At 71.3% G+C, this 18,300-nt stretch carries 17 protein-coding genes and 1 pseudogene; 10 read left to right on the top strand and 8 right to left on the bottom strand.

Annotated features, from left to right (window positions below):
• A pseudogene (locus AB0H37_RS44090) lies at nucleotides 1-297 on the top strand (hypothetical protein); the annotation flags it as partial.
• Between the two features lie 339 nt (nucleotides 298-636).
• On the opposite strand, the gene AB0H37_RS44085 reads toward AB0H37_RS44090, so the two are convergent.
• Nucleotides 637-1,038, bottom strand: coding sequence for a hypothetical protein (locus AB0H37_RS44085; protein WP_329090707.1), 402 nt, complete (start codon nucleotides 1,036-1,038; stop codon nucleotides 637-639).
• A 310-nt stretch (nucleotides 1,039-1,348) separates the two neighbouring features.
• Nucleotides 1,349-2,332: an AraC family transcriptional regulator gene (locus AB0H37_RS44080; protein WP_360618688.1), complete on the bottom strand. Its 984-nt coding sequence runs from the start codon at nucleotides 2,330-2,332 to the stop codon at nucleotides 1,349-1,351.
• Nucleotides 2,333-2,413: 81 nt separating this feature from the next.
• On the opposite strand from AB0H37_RS44080, the gene AB0H37_RS44075 reads away from it, so the two are divergent.
• The 3 genes from AB0H37_RS44075 to AB0H37_RS44065 all read left to right on the top strand — a co-directional run bounded on the left by AB0H37_RS44075 (nucleotide 2,414) and on the right by AB0H37_RS44065 (nucleotide 4,927).
• Nucleotides 2,414-3,466, top strand: coding sequence for a saccharopine dehydrogenase NADP-binding domain-containing protein (locus AB0H37_RS44075; RefSeq protein WP_360618686.1), 1,053 nt, complete (start codon nucleotides 2,414-2,416; stop codon nucleotides 3,464-3,466).
• A 135-nt stretch (nucleotides 3,467-3,601) separates the two neighbouring features.
• Nucleotides 3,602-4,291, top strand: coding sequence for an AraC family transcriptional regulator (locus AB0H37_RS44070; RefSeq protein WP_360618684.1), 690 nt, complete (start codon nucleotides 3,602-3,604; stop codon nucleotides 4,289-4,291).
• A gap of 93 nt (nucleotides 4,292-4,384) precedes the next feature.
• Complete coding sequence (locus AB0H37_RS44065; RefSeq protein ID WP_360618682.1) at nucleotides 4,385-4,927, top strand: dihydrofolate reductase family protein; 543 nt, start codon at nucleotides 4,385-4,387, stop codon at nucleotides 4,925-4,927.
• A gap of 114 nt (nucleotides 4,928-5,041) precedes the next feature.
• On the opposite strand, the gene AB0H37_RS44060 is transcribed toward AB0H37_RS44065, so the two are convergent.
• Nucleotides 5,042-5,602 (bottom strand): TetR/AcrR family transcriptional regulator, encoded by a 561-nt coding sequence (locus AB0H37_RS44060; RefSeq protein WP_329090715.1) that lies wholly within the window; start codon nucleotides 5,600-5,602, stop codon nucleotides 5,042-5,044.
• A 121-nt stretch (nucleotides 5,603-5,723) separates the two neighbouring features.
• Between AB0H37_RS44060 and AB0H37_RS44055 the strand changes: the two genes are divergently transcribed.
• Nucleotides 5,724-6,272, top strand: coding sequence for a cupin domain-containing protein (locus tag AB0H37_RS44055; protein WP_360618681.1), 549 nt, complete (start codon nucleotides 5,724-5,726; stop codon nucleotides 6,270-6,272).
• A 75-nt stretch (nucleotides 6,273-6,347) separates the two neighbouring features.
• On the opposite strand, the gene AB0H37_RS44050 is transcribed toward AB0H37_RS44055, so the two are convergent.
• On the bottom strand, nucleotides 6,348-7,628 hold the full coding sequence (locus tag AB0H37_RS44050) for an FAD-dependent monooxygenase (protein ID WP_360618679.1): 1,281 nt from the start codon (nucleotides 7,626-7,628) through the stop codon (nucleotides 6,348-6,350).
• A 12-nt stretch (nucleotides 7,629-7,640) separates the two neighbouring features.
• Entirely contained in the window at nucleotides 7,641-8,486 is an 846-nt protein-coding gene (locus tag AB0H37_RS44045; RefSeq protein WP_360618678.1) for an alpha/beta fold hydrolase, read from the bottom strand.
• 155 nt (nucleotides 8,487-8,641) lie between these two features.
• On the opposite strand from AB0H37_RS44045, the gene AB0H37_RS44040 reads away from it, so the two are divergent.
• From AB0H37_RS44040 to AB0H37_RS44030, 3 genes are all read left to right on the top strand, one after another.
• Nucleotides 8,642-9,451: a helix-turn-helix domain-containing protein gene (locus AB0H37_RS44040; protein ID WP_360618677.1), complete on the top strand. Its 810-nt coding sequence runs from the start codon at nucleotides 8,642-8,644 to the stop codon at nucleotides 9,449-9,451.
• 134 nt (nucleotides 9,452-9,585) lie between these two features.
• Nucleotides 9,586-11,115 carry a carboxylesterase family protein gene (locus AB0H37_RS44035; protein ID WP_360618676.1) on the top strand — a complete coding sequence of 510 codons (1,530 nt, stop codon included), beginning with the start codon at nucleotides 9,586-9,588 and terminating at the stop codon, nucleotides 11,113-11,115.
• Nucleotides 11,116-11,217: 102 nt separating this feature from the next.
• Nucleotides 11,218-12,114 carry an LLM class F420-dependent oxidoreductase gene (locus tag AB0H37_RS44030; protein ID WP_360618674.1) on the top strand — a complete coding sequence of 299 codons (897 nt, stop codon included), beginning with the start codon at nucleotides 11,218-11,220 and terminating at the stop codon, nucleotides 12,112-12,114.
• 215 nt (nucleotides 12,115-12,329) lie between these two features.
• Here AB0H37_RS44030 and AB0H37_RS44025 read toward each other — a convergent pair whose 3' ends face one another.
• Nucleotides 12,330-12,956 (bottom strand): TetR/AcrR family transcriptional regulator, encoded by a 627-nt coding sequence (locus AB0H37_RS44025; protein WP_329090730.1) that lies wholly within the window; start codon nucleotides 12,954-12,956, stop codon nucleotides 12,330-12,332.
• 103 nt (nucleotides 12,957-13,059) lie between these two features.
• On the opposite strand from AB0H37_RS44025, the gene AB0H37_RS44020 reads away from it, so the two are divergent.
• Nucleotides 13,060-14,229 (top strand): NAD(P)/FAD-dependent oxidoreductase, encoded by a 1,170-nt coding sequence (locus AB0H37_RS44020; protein WP_360618672.1) that lies wholly within the window; start codon nucleotides 13,060-13,062, stop codon nucleotides 14,227-14,229.
• Between the two features lie 25 nt (nucleotides 14,230-14,254).
• On the opposite strand, the gene AB0H37_RS44015 is transcribed toward AB0H37_RS44020, so the two are convergent.
• Together AB0H37_RS44015 and AB0H37_RS44010 are read right to left on the bottom strand one after the other, a co-directional pair.
• On the bottom strand, nucleotides 14,255-15,796 hold the full coding sequence (locus tag AB0H37_RS44015; protein ID WP_360618670.1) for an FAD-dependent monooxygenase: 1,542 nt from the start codon (nucleotides 15,794-15,796) through the stop codon (nucleotides 14,255-14,257).
• A gap of 172 nt (nucleotides 15,797-15,968) precedes the next feature.
• Entirely contained in the window at nucleotides 15,969-16,970 is a 1,002-nt protein-coding gene (locus AB0H37_RS44010) for a helix-turn-helix domain-containing protein (RefSeq protein ID WP_360618669.1), read from the bottom strand.
• 101 nt (nucleotides 16,971-17,071) lie between these two features.
• On the opposite strand from AB0H37_RS44010, the gene AB0H37_RS44005 reads away from it, so the two are divergent.
• Nucleotides 17,072-18,103 (top strand): saccharopine dehydrogenase NADP-binding domain-containing protein, encoded by a 1,032-nt coding sequence (locus AB0H37_RS44005; protein WP_360618668.1) that lies wholly within the window; start codon nucleotides 17,072-17,074, stop codon nucleotides 18,101-18,103.
• Nucleotides 18,104-18,300 lie beyond the last annotated feature (197 nt).

Raw genomic sequence — 18,300 nt, 5'->3', positions numbered from 1 at the left:
ACCGGCGCCGCCATCCAGTCGGTCAGCCCACAGGAGGGCGGCCTGGCGTCGGGCGTCAGCAGCACCACCCGGCAGATCGGCGCGGTCCTCGGCGTGGCGGTGCTCGGAGCCGTCGTCCGCACCCGGGAGTCCGGTGGCGCCTCCTTCGAGGAGGGGCTCAACAGCGCCTTCGTCGTGGCCGGCGCCGTCACCCTGGCCACAGCCGTCTTCACGGGCCTGTGGCTGATCAGGAGCAGCGGATCGTCACGGCCGGCGAGCCCGGCCCCGCGCGTTCATGAGAACACCACGAGTCACTGACGCGGCCAGGGATCCCGGTGGCAATCACCGAATTCCAAGGACCGGCGGCCGGGGGTCTTGTGCAGCGAGCGCGGAGCCGACAGCTTCGGCGGTGACGTTGGTGACCGGGGCCTGCAACGTGGTGGGGATTCTCGTTCCCCAGTTCGTCACGCCCTGTCCCAGGGTAGGCGTTGATCCTTTGCCGGGGCGGCGGCCGCGGACTGTGCAAGTGGGAAGGGCCCCAACAGAGTCTGGTCCCGTGGCTTCGACCACGGGACCAGTCAATGTTGGGAGTACTGGCCTGGTAAGCCGGTCCTCTGGTTGCACGCCCCGCAACCGCTTGGCGGCCCCGCGGGCGAGCTAGTCGTCGTCACGTTGACGGCGGACGACGACGCGGCGGATGATGCCGCCGACGAGGAAGCCGCCGACGATGCCGCCGCCGAAGAACCCGCCGAAGAAGCCGCCGACAACACCGCCGAAGAGGCCGCCGACCCCGCCCATGGCGCCGGTGAGGACGCCGCCGAGGACGACGGCGACGGCGCCGCCAAGGACGACGGCGACGGTGAAGGCGATGTCGCTGACGACGCCGCTGATGAGGTTGCCGAACTCGTCGTCGGCCGTGATGCCGCCGGTGATGCCGCCGAGGAAGGCGCCGACGACACCGGCCACGACGCCGGCGGAGCCGCCGCCGAGGACGCCACCAAGGACGCCGCCGAGGACAATGCCGACGACACTGCCGACGACGGTGAGGAAACGCCTCATGGGGATCGATCTCCTTTGCGTAGGCGCCCGTGCCGATACACGGGCGTCAGGGGTGACCGTCCTGTGGTCGGACCGCCGCACAACCGCCCCGCCCAGGAGCTTGCGGGAGTGGAGACGAACCCGCGGAGACGATCCGAGACGAGAGGATGACGCGCAGGCATCTCTTACGGATGAGCGCTCGCCCATTTGCCCCCCATCGGCTCGCCGGGTTAGGAGCGGGGTGTCGACCGGTACCTGGACTCCTTTCCGACCGCCACCACCCGCGCCGGCTACGAAGGGGCCGGGGCGTGCCACACGCGGGTGTTGTTCTTCAGTCGGCGTGGTGCCGGTAACTGCCGGGCGGTGACCCGTACTGGCGTTTGAAGGCATGGGTGAAGGTGTACTGCGAGCTGTAGCCGACCTGCTGGGCGATCGTGTTGACGGGCGCGTCGGAGGTGCGCAGGAGCCGGGCGGCGGTGGTCATCCGCCACCATGTCAGGTAGGTGAGCGGCGGCTGGCCGATCAGATGGGTGAACCGCCGGGCGAAGGCGGCGCGGGACAGGCGTGCCTGCGCGCCCAGCTCTTCGACGGTCCATGGCCGGCCGGGCTCTCCGTGGATGGCGCGCAGGGCGGCGGCGACGGCGGGGTCGTGCAGGGCCGCAGCCCAGCCGGTGGCGGAGTGGCCGGAGACGCGCTGTTCTTCGAACCACGCGCGCAGGATGTAGAGCAGGAGAAGATCCAGCAGCGTGAGCAGGATGGTGTCGGAGCCTGGGCGGGCGTCGCCGTCCAGTTCCACGCCGAGGAGTTCGACCGCGGCGCTGAGTTCCCTGTGGCGCCCTACCCGCGTCGGTAGATGGATGACCTCGGGCAGATCGTTCAGAAGCGGATGCGGCCCGGATCTGTCCAGGAGGTAGGCGCCGCAGAGCATGACCACCGTCGGCGGCCGGTCGGCTGACGTCTCGTCGCGTCCATCCTGGACTCCGGTGAGCGTTGCGGGCGGCTCGCTCACCGGCGTGGACGGGTCGTCGGCCAGACCGTGTGCGGATCCGCGCGGCAGGAACGCCACGTCGCCCGGCCCGAGCGCGATCGGCTCACCCTGCGACGAGAGGAGCCAGCAGGTTCCCTGGAGAACGATGTGGAACCCGGCGGACGGCACCGCCGGAAACCGCTGAGCGAAGGGGGCGGACCTGGTCACCCGGCCCGAGTGGGATCGACCAGTACGCGCCGCACTCACCACGTCAGACAGAACATCCACGCAGCCAGAGTAACCATCGACTACCTCGCCGAAGACGATGACGCAAACGCACGAGCGCATCACGCATTCATCGTCTTGTGTCGGCGCCTTACTGTGCTGGTTGGCTGGGCGACCGCGCAGCTCCCATCGTGAGGAGACGACATGAAGATCGCCGTTTATGGCGCGAGCGGATACCAGGGAAAGCTCGTGCTCACCGAGCTGGCACGACGCGACATCGAGGCGGTCCTGACCGGACGCGATCTCGCACGCCTGGAGGAGGCCGCCTCAGCGGTCGGCCTCCCGGACGCGGAACGACGCGTGGCCGGCACCAGCGACCATGGGGCGCTTGTGAGCGCGTTCCGCGGCTGCGACGGCGTCATCAACTGCGCCGGACCGTTCACCTCGTCGGGTGAGGCCGTGGTCCGCGCCGCGATCGCCGCCGGCTGTCACTACGTCGACACCTCAGGCGAGCAGCTCTACGTCAAGAAAATCTTCGACACGTTCGCAACGGAGGCGGAGAACGCCGGGGTCACCGTCGTACCCGCCACCAACGACGGCTGCGTCCCGGTAGACCTCATGGCCCACATCCTGGCCGACCGTCTCGATTCGGTCGAAGAGATCATCACCACCCACGTGGTCGTCGGGGGCGGTGGCATGTCGCGCGGCTCGCTGCGATCGGTCGTCGAAACGATCGACGCCATCAAGGCGGGAGGCCTGGCCTACGACGACGGCGACTGGCGCCCCGGCGTGCGCGCCCGCCGCACCGCGATCACGCTGCCCGGACGGTCGGAGGCGACCCCGGTGATGGCCTTCCCTGTGTCGGAGGTGGTGACCATTCCCCGTCACATCCGGGTCCGGCGTGTCCAGGGCCTGACCGAGGCGGCGCTGGGCGATCGGCTGAACACCCCGCTCACACCAGAGATCATCGAAAGCCTGCCTGAAGGACCCGACGAGGACAGCCGCCGCACCCAGCGCTTCAGCTACGTGCTCGACGCCACCGGTACCGACGGCCGCCGCGCCCGCGGCATCGTCCAGGGACCCGACACCTACGGCACGACCGCGGTGATCGCCGTCGAAAGCGCCCGGCGTCTCATCGCCGATCCTGCCAAGCCGGGAGTACTCGCACCCGCCCAGGCCTACCACCCCATCGCCTTCCTCGGCTTCCTCGCCCCGCATGGAATCCAGTGGGTCATCGAGGACGCGCCGGCAACCTGACAATGAGCCTTCTTAGGTAACGATCAGCGGTGACCGGCGGCCGGCGGGGAAAGTCGGTGTCGGCTCGCTCGACTCCCACGCGGTGCTGCCCGGTCTCAGTCCGGTGGAGTCGGGACCGTCTAGACTCCCGCCGTTATGGGGTCGATCTTCGACGCTGTTGCCGGCGAGGTCCCGCTGGTGCAACGAGTGTGGTCGGCACGCTGTGACGCCGCGACCGGTTTCGCCTCGGCGGCCAAGGGCTCCTCCATGATCGCGTTTGCGCGGACCGCTGACAGGTTGACGGTGCACCTGCGCGGACCGGAGACCGGGGCCACACAACTGATCTGTCCGGAGGGCTGGGAGTTCTTCGGTGTCGAGCTGCGGCTCGGTGCCTATCTGCCCCTGTTCCCACCTTCCGGTCTTGCCGACCTGAACGATGCCCTGTTGCCGACCCTGTCAGGCGGCCGGATCTTGCTGGACGACCGAGACTGGGAGATGCCGAACGAGCAGAACGTCGACGTCTTCGTCAGCAGGCTCGTGCGAGCGGGTTTGCTGACCTTCGATCCACTCGTCGACGTGATCCGTCACGGCGAACGACCACGAGCCATGTCGGAACGGACGGCGCAGATCCGGTTCCGCCGGGCCGTCGGGATATCGCGCCGCAAGCTCGTCAGCATCGAGCGGGCACGGCACGCCGCGCGGCTCATCGCGGCGGGGGCATCGCTCGCCGACGTGGTCACCGTCGGCGGCTACTACGATCAGCCGCAGCTCGCGCGGGCGATGCGGTGGGCGACCGGCCACACCCCAGGCGAGTTGAGGTCCGGCATTCCGTTCGTCGCGTTCTGATCCCTGCCCCGCCCCGCTTGGGCAGCACCTCGGAGCGGGCGGGATTCGGTTCGATACAAGACGGGCCGATCATCGGGATGGTTGTCTCCGAGGATGCGAAAACTGATCGAATTCAACCATCTCTCGCTCGACGGGAGGTTCTCCGGGGACGACTGGTGGGCTGGACAGATGAAGGTCGCCTCCAACGACAACCACTTCGACTATCAGCTTCGGCTGTTGGAACACGCGGCCGGTCTCGTGCTTGGACGGGTGACCTACAAACGCTTCGCCGCAACGTGGCCGACCATGACCGGCGACCTCGCCGACAAGTTCAATTCCCTGCCAAAGCACGTCGCCTCCACCACGCTGACCGAGACCACCTGGAACGCCGAAGTGCTCGCCGGCGACGCCATCGACGCCGTCGCCCAGCTCAAAGAGTCCGGCGACGGCACGTTGGTGAAGTATGGCAACGGCCCTTTCAGCCGGGCCCTCGTCGAGGCGGGCCTGCTGGACGAACTGCATCTGAGCATTTCGCCCTTTGTCGCGGGTTCCGGTGAGTCGCTTCTGTCGGGCATCAGCACGACTCCCATGAACCTGACGGGCGTGACCGACATCGGCAACGGCGCGGTGGTGCTGGCCTACACGCCGAGCCGGTAGCGGGCACCCCGGCGTCGGCGGCCTGCGAGCTCAGGCCGGCGCCGCGATGTCGATGCTGCTCGAATCGCGGATGCGGTGAGCGGGGTTATGGCTGACCTCAGCCGGCGTTCACCGTCATGACGGCAGGAAGATGGCGGTCGCCTCGTCGGCCAGTACGGCGGGGTGCGGGGCGTCCGGATCGGTTTGTGCCAGGTGCAACAGTCCGAGGATGGCCGCGTAGGCGACGCGTGCCCGAGAGGTCGCCCGGTCTGGCGGCAGGCCGAGTTCGCGGTAGGTGCGAGCCAGGAGTTCCAGCCGGGCCTGGTTCACCTGGCGAATCGCGTCCCTGACCCGGGGGTCGTTGCGTGCGCCGAGCAGGCTGAGGTGCACCGACGGCGCCAGCGGCTGGACGGCCTGCACGACGACGGTGAGCAACTCGCGCAGCCGCTGGGCCGGGTCGGAGATCGCGGCGAAGTCTGTAAGCGCCTCGGCGCCGTGAGTTCGCACCCACTCCGCGAGTGCAGCCGCGATCAACTCGTCCCGGTTCCGGTAGTGCGCGTAGAAACTGCCCTTGGTCACGCCGAGTGTCCGCGCCAGCGGTTCGACAGCGACCGCGGCGAGCCCGCCGTTCGCGATCGCTTCCAGCGCGGCTCGTGCCCAGTCCTGGGCCGACAGCCGGGTCGAGTCGTTCACCACGGGACACAGGATACGCCAGCGTATTGACGGGTTCGCGAGCGGTGGATACGGTGGCGTATCAATACGCATCCGTATCAATACGCATCCGTATCAATACGCGTCCGTATCAAGGAGTGATCAGATGGAGCGCATGAAGGTTCGCCGAGTGGTCACCGGTCACGACTCCCAGGGCAGGTCGCGCGTGGTCGACGACCGTGATGTCGAGCCCATCACTTCGGAGCTGATGCCCGGCTGCGCGTTCTTCCGGCTGTGGGGTCGGGACGAGCGGGCCACGTTCCCCGACGACGGTTCGCCGCGCCGCGCCGAGGCGTGGTATCCGCCCCGTGATGGATCGCGCTTCATGATCAACACGGTCCCGCCGGGCGAGCTGGTCCCATCTCCGGATCTGGACATGGCCGCGGCTTTGGAGGATCTGGAGCGGCAGATGCCGGGCGCGATGGGCGCCAATGAGCCCGGCGCCCCGGGGATGCACACCACCGACACCATCGACTACGTCCTGGTCGTCTCGGGTGAGGCCACGCTGGAACTCGACGGCGGAGAGAAGACGGTGTTGCGGGCGGGCGATGTGGTCGTCCAGAACGGCACCCGGCACGCCTGGCACAATCACGGCACCGAGCCCTGCACGATCGTCGGCGTCGCCATCGGCGCGGACCGCGTCCCGCCCGCATAGAGGCACAGGTCGGTGATTCGATCCCTTCACACCCGTTCTGCGAGCCCGGGTCGCCAGCAGGGCGGTGGGCATTCCTCACTCCACTCGTAGGTCGCCGTCCGGGGCGCCGGCGAGGTTGGTCCGGGCACTCGGAGCGGTGGGCGGTGGCGGGTAGTCGTCGACGGTCATGGAGTTGTAGAGGCGGGCGCTTTTGGTGGTGAGGCGGAGGAGGGCGCGGCTGGGGCCTGCGGGGAGGGCGGAGATCAGGCGGGCGCCCTGGACGAGTCCCGACACGCCGAGGCGTGAGGTGGGGATCAGGGTCTTCGCGGCGCTCAGCGCGACCGCACGACTGGAGCGCACGTGGTCCGCCATCGCGCGCTCGTAGGCGGGGAAGGCGTACTCGTGGTCGCCGTCCGCCCGTGCCAGCTCCCCGGCGAGGACGTACGCGCCGACGATGGCGAGGGTGGTGCTGCCTCCGACGGCCGGGCCGGGGCAGTAGCCCGCGTCGCCGACGAGCGTCACCCTCCCCCGTGACCAGGTGTCCATGTGGAGCTGGGTGATCGAGTCGAAGTAGAACGCCGGGGTGCGGTCGAGCTCGGCCAGCCAGCGGTCCACGTCGGGGTGAAGGCCCTCGAACGCGCCGCGCAGCAGTTCCTTCTGCCGGGGCACGTCGCGGTGGTGGCCGAGTTCGCGCTCGCTCCGGAACAGGAACAACGCCCGCGCGTCGCCGAGGTGCCGCGCGCCGTACATGCCGGCAGTGCGGCCGACGCCGACGTGCATGAGCAGTTCGCCGTCGAGGCCGGCGGTGTTCGGCAGGGTCAGCACTCCGAGGTGGGCCCCGATGAAGGTGCTGAAGCGGGACTCCTCACCGAAGGTGAGACCCCGCACGTTGGAGTGCAGGCCGTCCGCGCCGACGACGAGGTCGAAACGGCGCGGCGGGGCGTTGTCGAACCGCACCTCGCCGTCGGGCGAGAGCGCGGCGATCGAGTCACCGAAGACGTACTCGACGTGGTCGCGTGTGGCGTCGTGGTAGATCTCGCTCAGGTCGTCGCGCATGACCTCGGCATGCCGGTCGGAGGCGGCACTGAAGATCTTGGAGAGGTCCGCCCGGACGGGACGCCGCGCGCCCTCCCGGTGGACGGTCATCCGGTGCGTGCCGGTGGCCCGCTCCTCGATGCGCGGGAGCACGCCCATCTTCTCCGAGATGTTCATCGCGGGCCGGAAGAGATCGACCGCGTGGCCGCCGGTCTTGCGCAGGGCCGGTGCGCGCTCGACGACGGTGACGGAGAAGCCGTGCCTGGTGAGCCAGTACGCCAGCACCGGGCCGGCGATGCTGGCGCCGGAGATGAGAACCCGCGTGGCATTCCCCTTCTTCATTCAGTCCCCCGGTCAGGCATGGGTCGCGGTGAAGGCCAGCAGGGAGGCCGCCGTCCGCGGCGGGTCCTCGAGGAGAGGCGAGTGCCCGAGACCGGGCAGCAACTCGACCTTCGCGCCCGGAACGGCGCGGTAGTCGGCGGCGGATGAGGATCGCCACCTGCGGTCGTCCTCGCCGAAGATCACCAGTAGCGGCTTGCCAAGTGCCGTCAGCCGATCCGGCAGTGCCTGTTCGTCCAGGTAGGAGAGGGTGGCCCGCGTCGTCGCGGTGAGCGTGTGGTGGGTCATACTGCGCACGTCTCCCAGGAGCTCTTCCGGGATCTGGTAGCCGGCGCGGCTGAAACCAGTGCTCGCGAACCGGCGCAGCTGCTCGTCGGTCGGCGGCCACTGAGAGGGGTCGAGCGCGGCGGACTCCGGTGCGATGAAGGCGTTCAGGCTGGGTCCGGTGTTGACGAGCGCGAGCGCGGTCACCAGGTCGGGGCGCTGTTCGGCGAGGGCGGTGGCGGCCGCGCCGCCGCTGGAATGACCGACCACCACGGCGTGCCCGGCGCCGAGCCGGTCCAGTGCGGCGCCGACCCGACGCGCCTGGTCCGGGAGCGCGTAGCTGCCGTCGGCCGGTTCGGCCGACCGGCCGTGCCCGAGCAGGTCGACCCGGATGACGCGGTGAGATCCGGTCAGCAGCGGAACCATCGGGGCCCATGAGCGGGTCGAGGAGGCGGTCCCATGGATGAGCAGGAGTGCGGGGGCGTCGCGGGGGCCGTCCTGGCACACGTAGATGTCGCCGTCGTCCAGCGACAGGGTCGAACACTCGGTGGCCTCGGCGCCGTCGTTCACGGACGGGCCGCCGTCAGAAACAGTCATGCGCCCACTGTCTCCTCAGGTAAGTGCCGGAGGATTGGACGAATGTTCCCCTCGGCCGGCTCGCGTAGCCTTGGACCGTGCAGAAATTCGTGCACGACGCGGCTGTGTGGGATGTCGCATGCCCGCGGCGGCCCAGCCGTGTAGCCGGTGTCACCATGGCAGGGTTCGGTGTCCGTGACCTGGACGCGCTCCAGATGGTCCCGCACCCGGCCGTGACGCTGCTCCTGGAGTTCGGCACCGGTTCACCCGTCCTTGACTTTGCCGACGGGCGGCAACTGCGGGGAAGCATGGTCGCCGGCCCCGGGCTGGGGTCCGGCGGAGCGGTCCGCGTACGGGGAGAGAACGTCGAGTGCGTGCAGGTGCGCCTGTCCCCGGTCATCGCACGCGCGGTTCTGGGTGCCTCCCCCGCCGACCTCGACGGCGCCGTCGTGTCCCTGGGCGACCTGTGGGGCCGGGAAACGGCACGGATCTGCGAGCAACTGAGCGATGTCGCGTCGTGGCAGGATCGCTTCGCGTTGACGGATGCGCTGCTCGCCCGCAGGCATGAGGCGGGGCCGCCGGTGGACCCGGAGGTGGCCTGGGCCTGGCACCGGATCGTCGGCAGCCGTGGCCTGGCCCGGGTCGACGAACTCGCCGCCGAGGTCGGGTGGAGCCGTAAGCGGCTGTGGTCCCGATTCCGGTCGCAGCTCGGCCTGCCGCCCAAGCGCGCTGTGAAGCTGGTCCGCTTCGACCATGCCGCCCACCGCCTGGTCGCGGGTGAAGGCGCGGCCCAGGTCGCGGCCGACACCGGCTACGCCGACCAGTCCCACCTGCATCGGGACGTCGTGGAGTTCACCGGGGCGACCCCCGCGACCGTGGTCGCTGAGCCGTTCCTCGCCGTCGACGACATCGCATGGCCCGGCCGCGGAACACCCGCTAAGCCCCACGTCTCCAGGGATCTTCGTTCGATCGCCGACCGGAGGTGAGACGGCCGCAGCCGTGAACGTCGCGCAGTCACCTGCGCTGGCCTGAACACCCTGAAACCGCTCGTAAAAGGTTTGCCTGCGGATGGTGTGCCCAGGGATGCTCTGCCGGACGGGAACGGGAAGGAAACCGCGAAGTGGTTGTCACCGCGTCCAACAAGGTGTCAGCGTCCGAGCCGGAAGTCCGCACGGCGGCCGGCGTTGTACGCGGCAGGCGCGAGGCGGGCCTCGCGGTCTTCCGCGGCGTCCCGTTCGCCGAGCCGCCGGTCGGCGCCCTCCGATTCGCCGCCCCTCAGCCGGTGCGCAGCTGGGACGGCGTGCGCCCGGCGGTGGCGTTCGGCCCGCCGCCCCCGCAGTCCGGCATGCTCGGGGCGTCCCAGGACGCCGCCGGCGACGATTGGCTGACGGTCAACGTCTGGACGCCGGATCCGGATCCGGAGGCAGGGCTTCCAGTGATGGTCTGGATCCCCGGCGGCGGTTACGTCATGGGCAACGCCGGCCTCCCGGAGTACGACGCCGGGCGCCTGGCCGGAAGCGGAACCGTGGTCGTGTCGCTCGGCTACCGCCTCGGCATCGAGGGCTTCGCGCAGATCGACGGAGCCCCCGCCAACCGGGGGCTGCTCGACCAGGTCGCGGCCTTGCAGTGGGTGCGGGACACCATCCGGGTGTTCGGCGGCGACCCGGACCAGGTCACGGTCTTCGGGCAGTCGGCGGGCGGCGGATCGGTCGCCGCGCTGCTGGCCATGCCGCGCGCCGCGGGGCTCTTTCACCGCGCGGTGGCGCAGAGCGTGCCGGGCACCTTCTTCTCCCCCGAACTGGCCGCCGACATCGCCGTCGCCTGCGCCGGCGAGTTGGGCGTACGGCCCACGGCGTCCGACCTGTCGGCGGTGGCCCCGGCTCGGTTGCCCGCCGCAGGGGACGCGGTCTCCGCCGGGATGGCCGGACGGCGGAAGCGCTGGGGGCAGATCACGCACCGGCCGATCCCGTTCGCGCCGGTCGTCGACGGTGACGTCCTGCCGGCCACCCCGTGGCGGGCACTGGCCGCCGGCGCCGCCCGCGACGTCGCACTCCTCGTCGGGCACACCCGTGACGAGCACCGGTTGTTCAGCCTGATCGACGGCGTGCTCGGCCAGGTCACGCACGAGCAGACCGAGACCGCCCTTCACCTGCTCGCCCCCGGCCCGGACGGCGCACGCCGGTATCGCGAGGCGTTCCCGGCCGCGACCGATGAGGAACTCTACGAACTGGTCAACGCGGACTGGCTGTTCCGCATGCCGAGCCTCCACCTCGCCGTCGCGCAGATCGCCGGCGGCGGCCAGGCCCACCTGTACGAGCTGACCTGGTCCGCCCCGGGAGCCGGCGGTGGCCTCGGCGCCTGTCACGGCCTGGACGTTCCGCTCGTCTTCGGCAACCTGACCAGCGGACGGCCTGCCATGCTGATCGGCGACCCGCCCTCGCCGGCGGCGGAAGAGTTGTCGGCGCAGATCCGCGGAGCGTGGACGGCGTTCGCCGTTCACGGCGACCCGGGCTGGCCTGCGTACGACGCCCAGCACCGCCTCGCGCGGCTCTTCGACCAGCCGTCGACGACCGGTGCCTACCCCGAAGAGACTTCGCGGATGCTGTGGCAGGACCACGCCTTCCCGGCGCTCCCCCTGCTCGCGCGGTAGCTCCGTCCTTCTCGGGGTTGACATTGACATTGACGTCAACGGTTACCGTCCAACACCGAGATCAGGGACCTCGCCCTGGTCGCAGTGGAACACGGGGACGACGTGAAATTCGCGATCAGCTACAGCACGCCCTTCTTCGGCGTGGATCCCGACCGGATCACCGCCTACGCCCGGCACGCCGAGGAGTGCGGTTTCGAGGCGCTCTACGTGCCCGAGCACATCGTTCTCTACCCCGGCGCGCAGGTGGGCGGGATGGACCTGCCTCCCTCGCTGCCCTACGGCGACCCGCTGGACTGCCTGAACTTCGTCGCGGCCGCAACCGAGCGGATCCTCCTCGGCACGGGCGTCCTGCTGCTGCCGTATCACCACCCGGTGACGCTCGCCAAGCGCCTGGCGACGATCGACCAGCTGTCCAAAGGGCGGATGAGGCTGCTGACCGTGGGGCTCGGCGCGCTGCCCGGCGAGGCTCAGGCGGTCGGGGTCGACTTCCGTACCCGCGGCCGCCGCGCCGATGAGGCCATCCAGGTGCTGCGGCTGCTGTGGGCCGGGGACGACGACGGTGTCGGCTTCGACGGAGAGTTCTTCTCCTTCGAGAACCTGTGCAGCTTCCCCAAGCCCTTCGGCGGCACCGGCCTCCCGATCCATGTCGGCGGTTCCAGCCCGGCGGCCGCCCGCCGCGCCGGACGCCACGGGGACGGTTTCTTCCCCGGCGGCTCGCTCACCCCGGACCAGCGGGCCGCCCAACTGGAACTCGCTCGGTCGGCCGCGAGCGAAGCGGACCGTGATCCGGCGGCCCTGGAGTACACCCGCTGGGGCTCGATGGACATGTCCGAGGAACGGGTCGAGGAGTTCGCGGGGCACGGTGTGACCCGCATCGTCGTCAGTGCCACCGCGCCCGATCTGGAGCAGCAGCGCGAGCAGATGTCCGCCTTCGCTCGACGCTTCGGCCTCTCCCCCGGTGATGGCGCTTCGCCGAGCACGCGTCGAGGACGCCTGTAAGACGTCGAGGGCATGGCGCCGTCTGCGGCGGAGGTGCCTATCGGCCACGCCGCGCAACTGCAGGCGCCCCTCCGTCTGGCGGCGGGCGAGCCGCGGCTGCAACGGCGGTCGCCGGTCGGCGGCGTTCACGGGAGCCGGGCTCGCCGGCTGGGCACGCGAGGCCCGCGGAGGTTCCCTGGCCGACGGGGCCTCGGCGGCGCGGAGGCCCGGGAGTCTCAGGGGCCTGGGTCCCCGGGGCCGGCGAGTCCGTGGAGGAGCAGGTCGGTCAGGGTGTCGATGATCTCGTCGTCGGTGACGTCCGGGGCGTTGTCGCCTGCGGTGAGGACGGAGTAGCCGAACATCGAGAGCATGGCGCCGATGGCGGCGGCCACCAGCGCGGGATCTCCGGGGAGCGGGTGGCCCTGTTCGCGGAGCCATTCGAGGTGGTCGCGGAAGGTGCCGGTCTCGGCGGCCAGGGCCGTCCAGGCGTGTCCGGACGCGGGACCGTCGGCAATGATCGACTGTAGCCGGGCGGCGATCACCGGGAGGTGCTCCCGGTAGGCGCGCCAGGCGATCGCCAGGTGCCACCGCAGCTGGCCCCGGTCGGACAGGTCGTGGTCGCGGGGGTGCTCCGAGGCCGCGACCTCCGCGTCCGCCTGCTCCTCCAGATCGGCCATGAGGGCCTGGAGCAGTTCCTCCTTGCCGGCGAAATGGTCGTAGAACGACCCGGTGGCGCGGCCGGCCGCCGCCGTGATGTCCGTGATCTTGGTGTTCAGGTAGCCGCGCTCCATGAACACCCGACGCGCGGCGTCCTTGAGGGCGGCCCGGGTCTCGGCCGCCTTCGCCTTCCGCACGCCGCTCACGAGGCTCCTCCCGGACTCGCCGTTGACAGCAGACGCAGTATCCCAGATACTGAGCCACGATTCGCCGAATAAGGATTCGGTGAACTTGGATTCAGGAGGAGCTGTGCGAGTCATCGTGATCGGTGGCGGGGTCGCCGGAGCGGCAGGCGCAGTCGCGCTGCGGCGTATCGGGGCCGAGGTGACGGTGTATGAGGCGTATGCCGACCCGGCGGGGCAGGTCGGTTCGTTCCTGAGCCTGGCGGCCAACGGGCTGCGGGGGTTGGACGCGCTCGGCTGCCTGGAGACCGTCCGGCAGGCGGGTTTCACCGTGCCCCGGCAGCGGCTGTGGGCCGAAACGGGCAGGTTGCTGGGCGACACGCCGCGCGGGCGGCCGGCCGGCGACTCCCTCATGAGCGTCACCCTGATGCGCGGCCGGCTGGTGGAGGCGCTGCGCGCGGAGGCCGTCCGGGCCGGGGCCCGGCTCGTGACCGGGCAGCGCCTGGTGGGCGCGGTCACCGAGGGATCGACGGTCCGGGCGGAGTTCGACAGCGGCCTCACCGCCGAGGCGGACCTGCTGGTGGGCGCGGACGGAATCTGGTCGGCGACCCGGCAGATCCTCGACCCCGACGCGCCGGAGCCCCGGTACGCGGGGCTCTGCTCGGCGTCCGGGGTCGCCCACGGCGTCGACGTGGAGCCCGGCGTGTTCAACATGGTCTTCGGCCGCGGGGGTGCCTTCATCTACCTCGCCGCGCCGGACGGCGCGGTCTGGTGGGCCGCGCAGGTCGCCTCCCCCCGGCAGCCCGACCTGGCCTCGGTCGACCTGGACCTGGTCGAACGGCTCTACCAGCGCGAACGGATGCCCGCCGCCGTGCTCGCGGCGGCCACCGAATGGCACCGCCCCACCCTGATGCACGTGCTGCCCGAGATCCCGGTCTGGCGCACCGACCGGACCGTGCTCGTCGGCGACTCCGGCCACCCGGTCGGCGCCGGGCAGGGTGCGTCCATGGCGATCGAGGACGCCATCGTCCTGGCCCGGGCACTCCAGGAGAACGACGTCCCCGCCGCTCTGGCCGTCTACGAGCAGAAGCGGCGGGCACGTGTCGCCAAGATGGTGAAATCAGCCAGCGCCAACCGCGACGCCAAGACCGCGGGCCCCATCACCCGCCGAGCCCGCAACCTCGTCATGCCCGTGGCGATGAAACTCTTCTACGAACGCGGCACCTCCTGGTTGTACACCCACGACGTGACCGAAGGCTGGCAGAACACCGAGCGCCTCGTCCCGTCCCGGACGTGAACCACGGGCGATGCTGCTCCCTCCCTCAGACACCGTCGGCGTCAGGAGCGCCGAACCAGTCGGAGAGCGCTTGGCGCAGCGCGGGCGCGGCGGTGTCGGCCGGTTCGTCGACGGCCGCGGCCCAGGCGATGCGGGCGTCCGGGCGGATCAGCAGGACGTCGGCCGGGCGCTCATCCGTCTTGGCGGTGCGGACGTCGACACGGTGCTGCCGGCCCCGGGCCGCCGCGCGCAGGTCCGGCCGGTCGGCGAGGTCGAGCAGGACGGGCCGCGCGGAGCGCATGAGGTCGGCGACGCCGATGATGCCCTGGTCCGTGTGCAGGGTGAGATCGGGCGCGAAGGTGCCGGCCAGGGGATGGTGCGCGGCACCGGGCATCGGGTAGCGGATGTCGGCGCCGGAGAGAAGCGCTCCCATACGGAGCAGCGGCTGCTCGTCGGCGAGCAGTTCCTGGAAGACCCCTCGGAGCGCTTCGGCGGCGGGATCGTGCCCGCGCCGCAGCGCCACCTGGGCCTGGGTGTGCAGCATGGTGCGGGCGCCGGCGAAGTGGCGTTCGCCGTGGTAGGTGTCCAGCAGGCCCGACGGTGCCCAGCCGTGGACGGCGGCGGCCAGTTTCCAGGCCAGGTTGACCGAGTCCAGCATGCCGGCGTTGATCGCCACGCCCGTGGCGGGGAACAGGTGCGCCGCGTCCCCGGCCAGCAGAACCCGCCCGAGACGGTAGTGCTCGGCCTGCCGGGCCTTGAAGGTGAACCGCGACAGCCGGTGCGCCTCCCCCACGGGCACGTCCGCGCCGAGCACGCGGCGGATGCTGCCCTGGAGTTCGGCCACGGTCATCGGCACGTCGTCGTCGTACTCGACGGCCTCGTCCTCGGTGGTGTAGAGCGACACGACCTTGGAGTCCGGAGACGAGCCGAGACCGAACAGACCGCGGTCGGTCTGGGTGAACCCCGCACGGATCGTGCCGTAGCCGGGGACGTCGAGGTCGCCGTCGCCGAGCACGGTCACCGTGTCGGGCAGGGTGACCTGGGCCAGCCGGTTGACCTCCGGATAGGTCGTGCCGGGGAAGCCGATCCCCGCCCGGTCGCGGACGCGGCTGCGCGCACCGTCGCACCCCACCAGGTAGTGGGCGCTCACCTGGTAGGTCCCGTCCGGGCCGCGCACCTCCGCGGTCACCGCGGCATCGTCCTGGCTCACCCCGACCACCTGGTGCCCCAGCCGGACCTCGGTGCCGAGTTCGCCGGCGCGTTCGCCGAGCACCCGCTCCAGCAGCTGCTGCGGCAGCGGCAGCGCGTGCATCGGGGGATCCTGCAGGCGGGTGAAGTCCAGGTGCACCCCGCCGAAGGGGAACCGGGGGGCCGGAACAGGGGCGGTGCAGGCCGCTTCGAGGCGGTCCAGCAGCCCCCGGTAGCGCAGCAGCTCCAGGATCTGCCCGCCCAGGCCCCCGGCCTTCGGGGTGTCGCGGCGTTGCGGCTGGCGTTCCAGGACCAGCGGCCGCGCACCGGCCAACCGCAGCTCGCAGGCCAGCATCAGGCCGGTCGGACCGGCACCCACAATGATCACATCGGCGTCCATGCACTCTCCCTCGATTGAACGGCACGTGCCATCGGCACGGCACGTGCCGGGGCGTATTGAGATCGCGGCCGTGGTGCGACCGCGTTGGAACCGGGCAGGCAGATCGGCTACGTCAGGAGCACGACGATCTGCCGGGGCGGATTCGCCGGGAGGCGTTCTGGAACGGGGGTCGCTACGTCTGGGATGTCGCGGCCTGCCGTTCGCTGGTCGTGGTCCCGTCCGCGGCGCCCTCGGCGCGTGAGCGGCGGAAGGTCCGGCGGTAGGTGTCGGGCGGGACGCCGACCGTGCGGTTGAAGTGGCGGCGCAGCGTCGTGCCGGTGCCCATGCCGGTGGCCGCCGCGATCGCCTCGACGCTGTCGTCGGTGGTCTCCAGCAGCTCCTGGGCGCGGCGGATCCGCTGGGTCAGCAGCCACTGCAGGGGGGTGGTGCCAGTGACCGATCTGAACTGGCGGCCCAGGTTGCGTGAGCTCATGGCGGCCCGGCGGGCCAGGTCCTCCACGGTGAGCGGGTGGTCCAGCCGTTCGATCGCCCACGGGAACAGCTCGGCGAGCGGGTGGTTCTCCTGGGCCGGCACCGGGGAGGGCACGAACTGGGCCTGGCCGCCGGCCCGGTGCGGCGGCACGACCAGGCGGCGCGCGACCGCGTTCGCGACCGCCGAGCCGCGGTCGAGACGGACCAGGTGCAGGCACAGATCCATCGCCGCGGCCTTGCCGGCCGAGGTGAGCACGCTGCCGTTGTCCACGTAGAGGACGTCCGGATCGACCTGCACCCGGGGATAGCGCGAGGCCAGCGCCCCGGTGTGCGCCCAGTGCGTGGTCGCGCGGCGCCCGTCCAGCAGGCCGGCGGCGGCCAGCACGAACGCGCCGGTGCAGAGCGAGGCCACGCGCGCACCCGCCCGGTGGGCCGCGCGCACCGCGTCGACCAGGTCGCCGGGCGGTTCCACGTCGACGTCGGCCCAGCCGGGGACGATCACGGTGTCGGCGGTCGGCAGCCGGTCGAGGCCGTGGTCGGGTTCCAGCCGGAAGCCGCCGGCCCGTACGGTGCCCGGTCCGCATCCGAGGAGGCGGTACCAGGGCCCGGTCACGTCGGCCGGTGCGCTGCCGAACACCTCGTAGGCCACCGACAGCTCGAAGTGCAGCATCCCGTCGGTGACCGCGACCGCGACAGTCCTCATGTCCGGAATTGTACGAGGCATGGCGTTCCGGACGCTCGTGCGGGACGGCCGCCGCCGCCATGATCGGTCCAGTGGTTCGACCGAGGGCAACGGGAGAGACGATGGGTGCGGGTCAGACGGTCGCGGTGTTCGGCGCGTACGGGCACACCGGGCGGTTCGTTGTGGCGGAGCTGCGGGACCGCGGGTTCGTCCCGGTGCCGTCCGGCCGCGACGCCGGGAAGCTGCAAGCACTGGCGGAATCCTTTCCGGGGCTGGACGTCCGGCCCGCGTCGGCCGACGATCCGGCGTCGCTCGACCGCGCCCTGGCCGGCGCCGCCGCGGTGGTCAACTGCGCGGGCCCCTTCGCCGCGACGGCCGGGCCGGTGATCGAGGCGGCGCTGCGCGCCGGCATCCCCTACGTGGACGTGGCGGCCGAGATCGAGGCCAACGCCGACACGCTCGCGCACTTCGCCGAGCGCGCCCGCGACGCGGGAGTCGCGGTCGTCCCCGCGATGGCCTTCTTCGGCGGCCTCGGCGACCTGCTGGCCACCGCCGCGATGGGCGACTGGACCGCCGCCAACGAGGTGCACGTCGCCTACGGGTTGAGCAGCTGGCGCCCCACCATGGGCACGCGCGCCGCGGGCACGGTCTCCCACGAGCGGCGCGACGGGCGGCGGGTCCGCTTCACCGGCGGGAAGTTGGACTACCACCAGGACGTGCTCCCCTCGTTGAAGTGGACGTTCCCCGAGCCGATGGGCGTCCGGCCCGTCATCGGGGAGTTCAGCATGGCCGACGTCGTCACGATCCCCAGCCACCTGGCCGTCCCCGAGGTGCGCTCGTACATGACCGTCGAGGCGGTCGAGGACCTGTCGGCCCCCGACACGCCGGCGCCGGAGGCCGCCGACGAACGCGGACGCTCCGACCAGACGTTCCTGGTCGACGTCGTCGTGCGCTCCGGCGGCGAGGAACGGCGCGCGACGGCGAGCGGCCGGGACATCTACGCCGTCAGCGCGCCGCTGGCGGTGGAGGCGGTCGGCCGCATCCTCACGGGCCGGGCCAGGACGACCGGTGCCGCCTCCGCCGGGGAGATCTTCGACGCGGCCGACTTCCTGCGCGCGCTGTCCGCGCACCTGTCGTTCGACCTGCGCCGGTGACCGCCCTCGGGGACCGGGCGACCCCCGGCCCGGGCGACCGCCTCCCGCGTTGGGGGGCGAGCACTCGGGCCGGAGGCGCCGGCCGTCAGATCTCGTCGACGTTCATCGCGCCCTCGTTCGGGCGGCGGGAGAGGTCGATGCCGAGCTCCTCCGCGGCGCGGAAGACGTCCTCGTCGGTGTCACGCATCTCGATGGAC

Source organism: Actinomadura sp. NPDC023710, assembly GCF_040639875.1.
Lineage (GTDB): Bacteria > Actinomycetota > Actinomycetes > Streptosporangiales > Streptosporangiaceae > Spirillospora > Spirillospora citrea.
Note: the sequence above shows the minus strand (reverse complement) of the source record. Positions and strands in the feature narration are given on the sequence as shown.

Bases quoted from the DNA above. Each gene is read 5' to 3' on its own strand.
- AB0H37_RS44085 (WP_329090707.1), bottom strand. From the start codon at position 1,038: ATGAGGCGTTTCCTCACCGTCGTCGGCAGTGTCGTCGGCATTGTCCTC.
- AB0H37_RS44080 (WP_360618688.1), bottom strand. From the start codon at position 2,332: ATGCGCTCGTGCGTTTGCGTCATCGTCTTCGGCGAGGTAGTCGATGGT.
- AB0H37_RS44075 (WP_360618686.1), top strand. From the start codon at position 2,414: ATGAAGATCGCCGTTTATGGCGCGAGCGGATACCAGGGAAAGCTCGTG.
- AB0H37_RS44070 (WP_360618684.1), top strand. From the start codon at position 3,602: ATGGGGTCGATCTTCGACGCTGTTGCCGGCGAGGTCCCGCTGGTGCAA.
- AB0H37_RS44065 (WP_360618682.1), top strand. From the start codon at position 4,385: ATGCGAAAACTGATCGAATTCAACCATCTCTCGCTCGACGGGAGGTTC.
- AB0H37_RS44055 (WP_360618681.1), top strand. From the start codon at position 5,724: ATGGAGCGCATGAAGGTTCGCCGAGTGGTCACCGGTCACGACTCCCAG.
- AB0H37_RS44050 (WP_360618679.1), bottom strand. From the start codon at position 7,628: ATGAAGAAGGGGAATGCCACGCGGGTTCTCATCTCCGGCGCCAGCATC.
- AB0H37_RS44045 (WP_360618678.1), bottom strand. From the start codon at position 8,486: ATGACTGTTTCTGACGGCGGCCCGTCCGTGAACGACGGCGCCGAGGCC.
- AB0H37_RS44040 (WP_360618677.1), top strand. From the start codon at position 8,642: ATGGCAGGGTTCGGTGTCCGTGACCTGGACGCGCTCCAGATGGTCCCG.
- AB0H37_RS44015 (WP_360618670.1), bottom strand. From the start codon at position 15,796: ATGGACGCCGATGTGATCATTGTGGGTGCCGGTCCGACCGGCCTGATG.
- AB0H37_RS44010 (WP_360618669.1), bottom strand. From the start codon at position 16,970: ATGAGGACTGTCGCGGTCGCGGTCACCGACGGGATGCTGCACTTCGAG.
- AB0H37_RS44005 (WP_360618668.1), top strand. From the start codon at position 17,072: ATGGGTGCGGGTCAGACGGTCGCGGTGTTCGGCGCGTACGGGCACACC.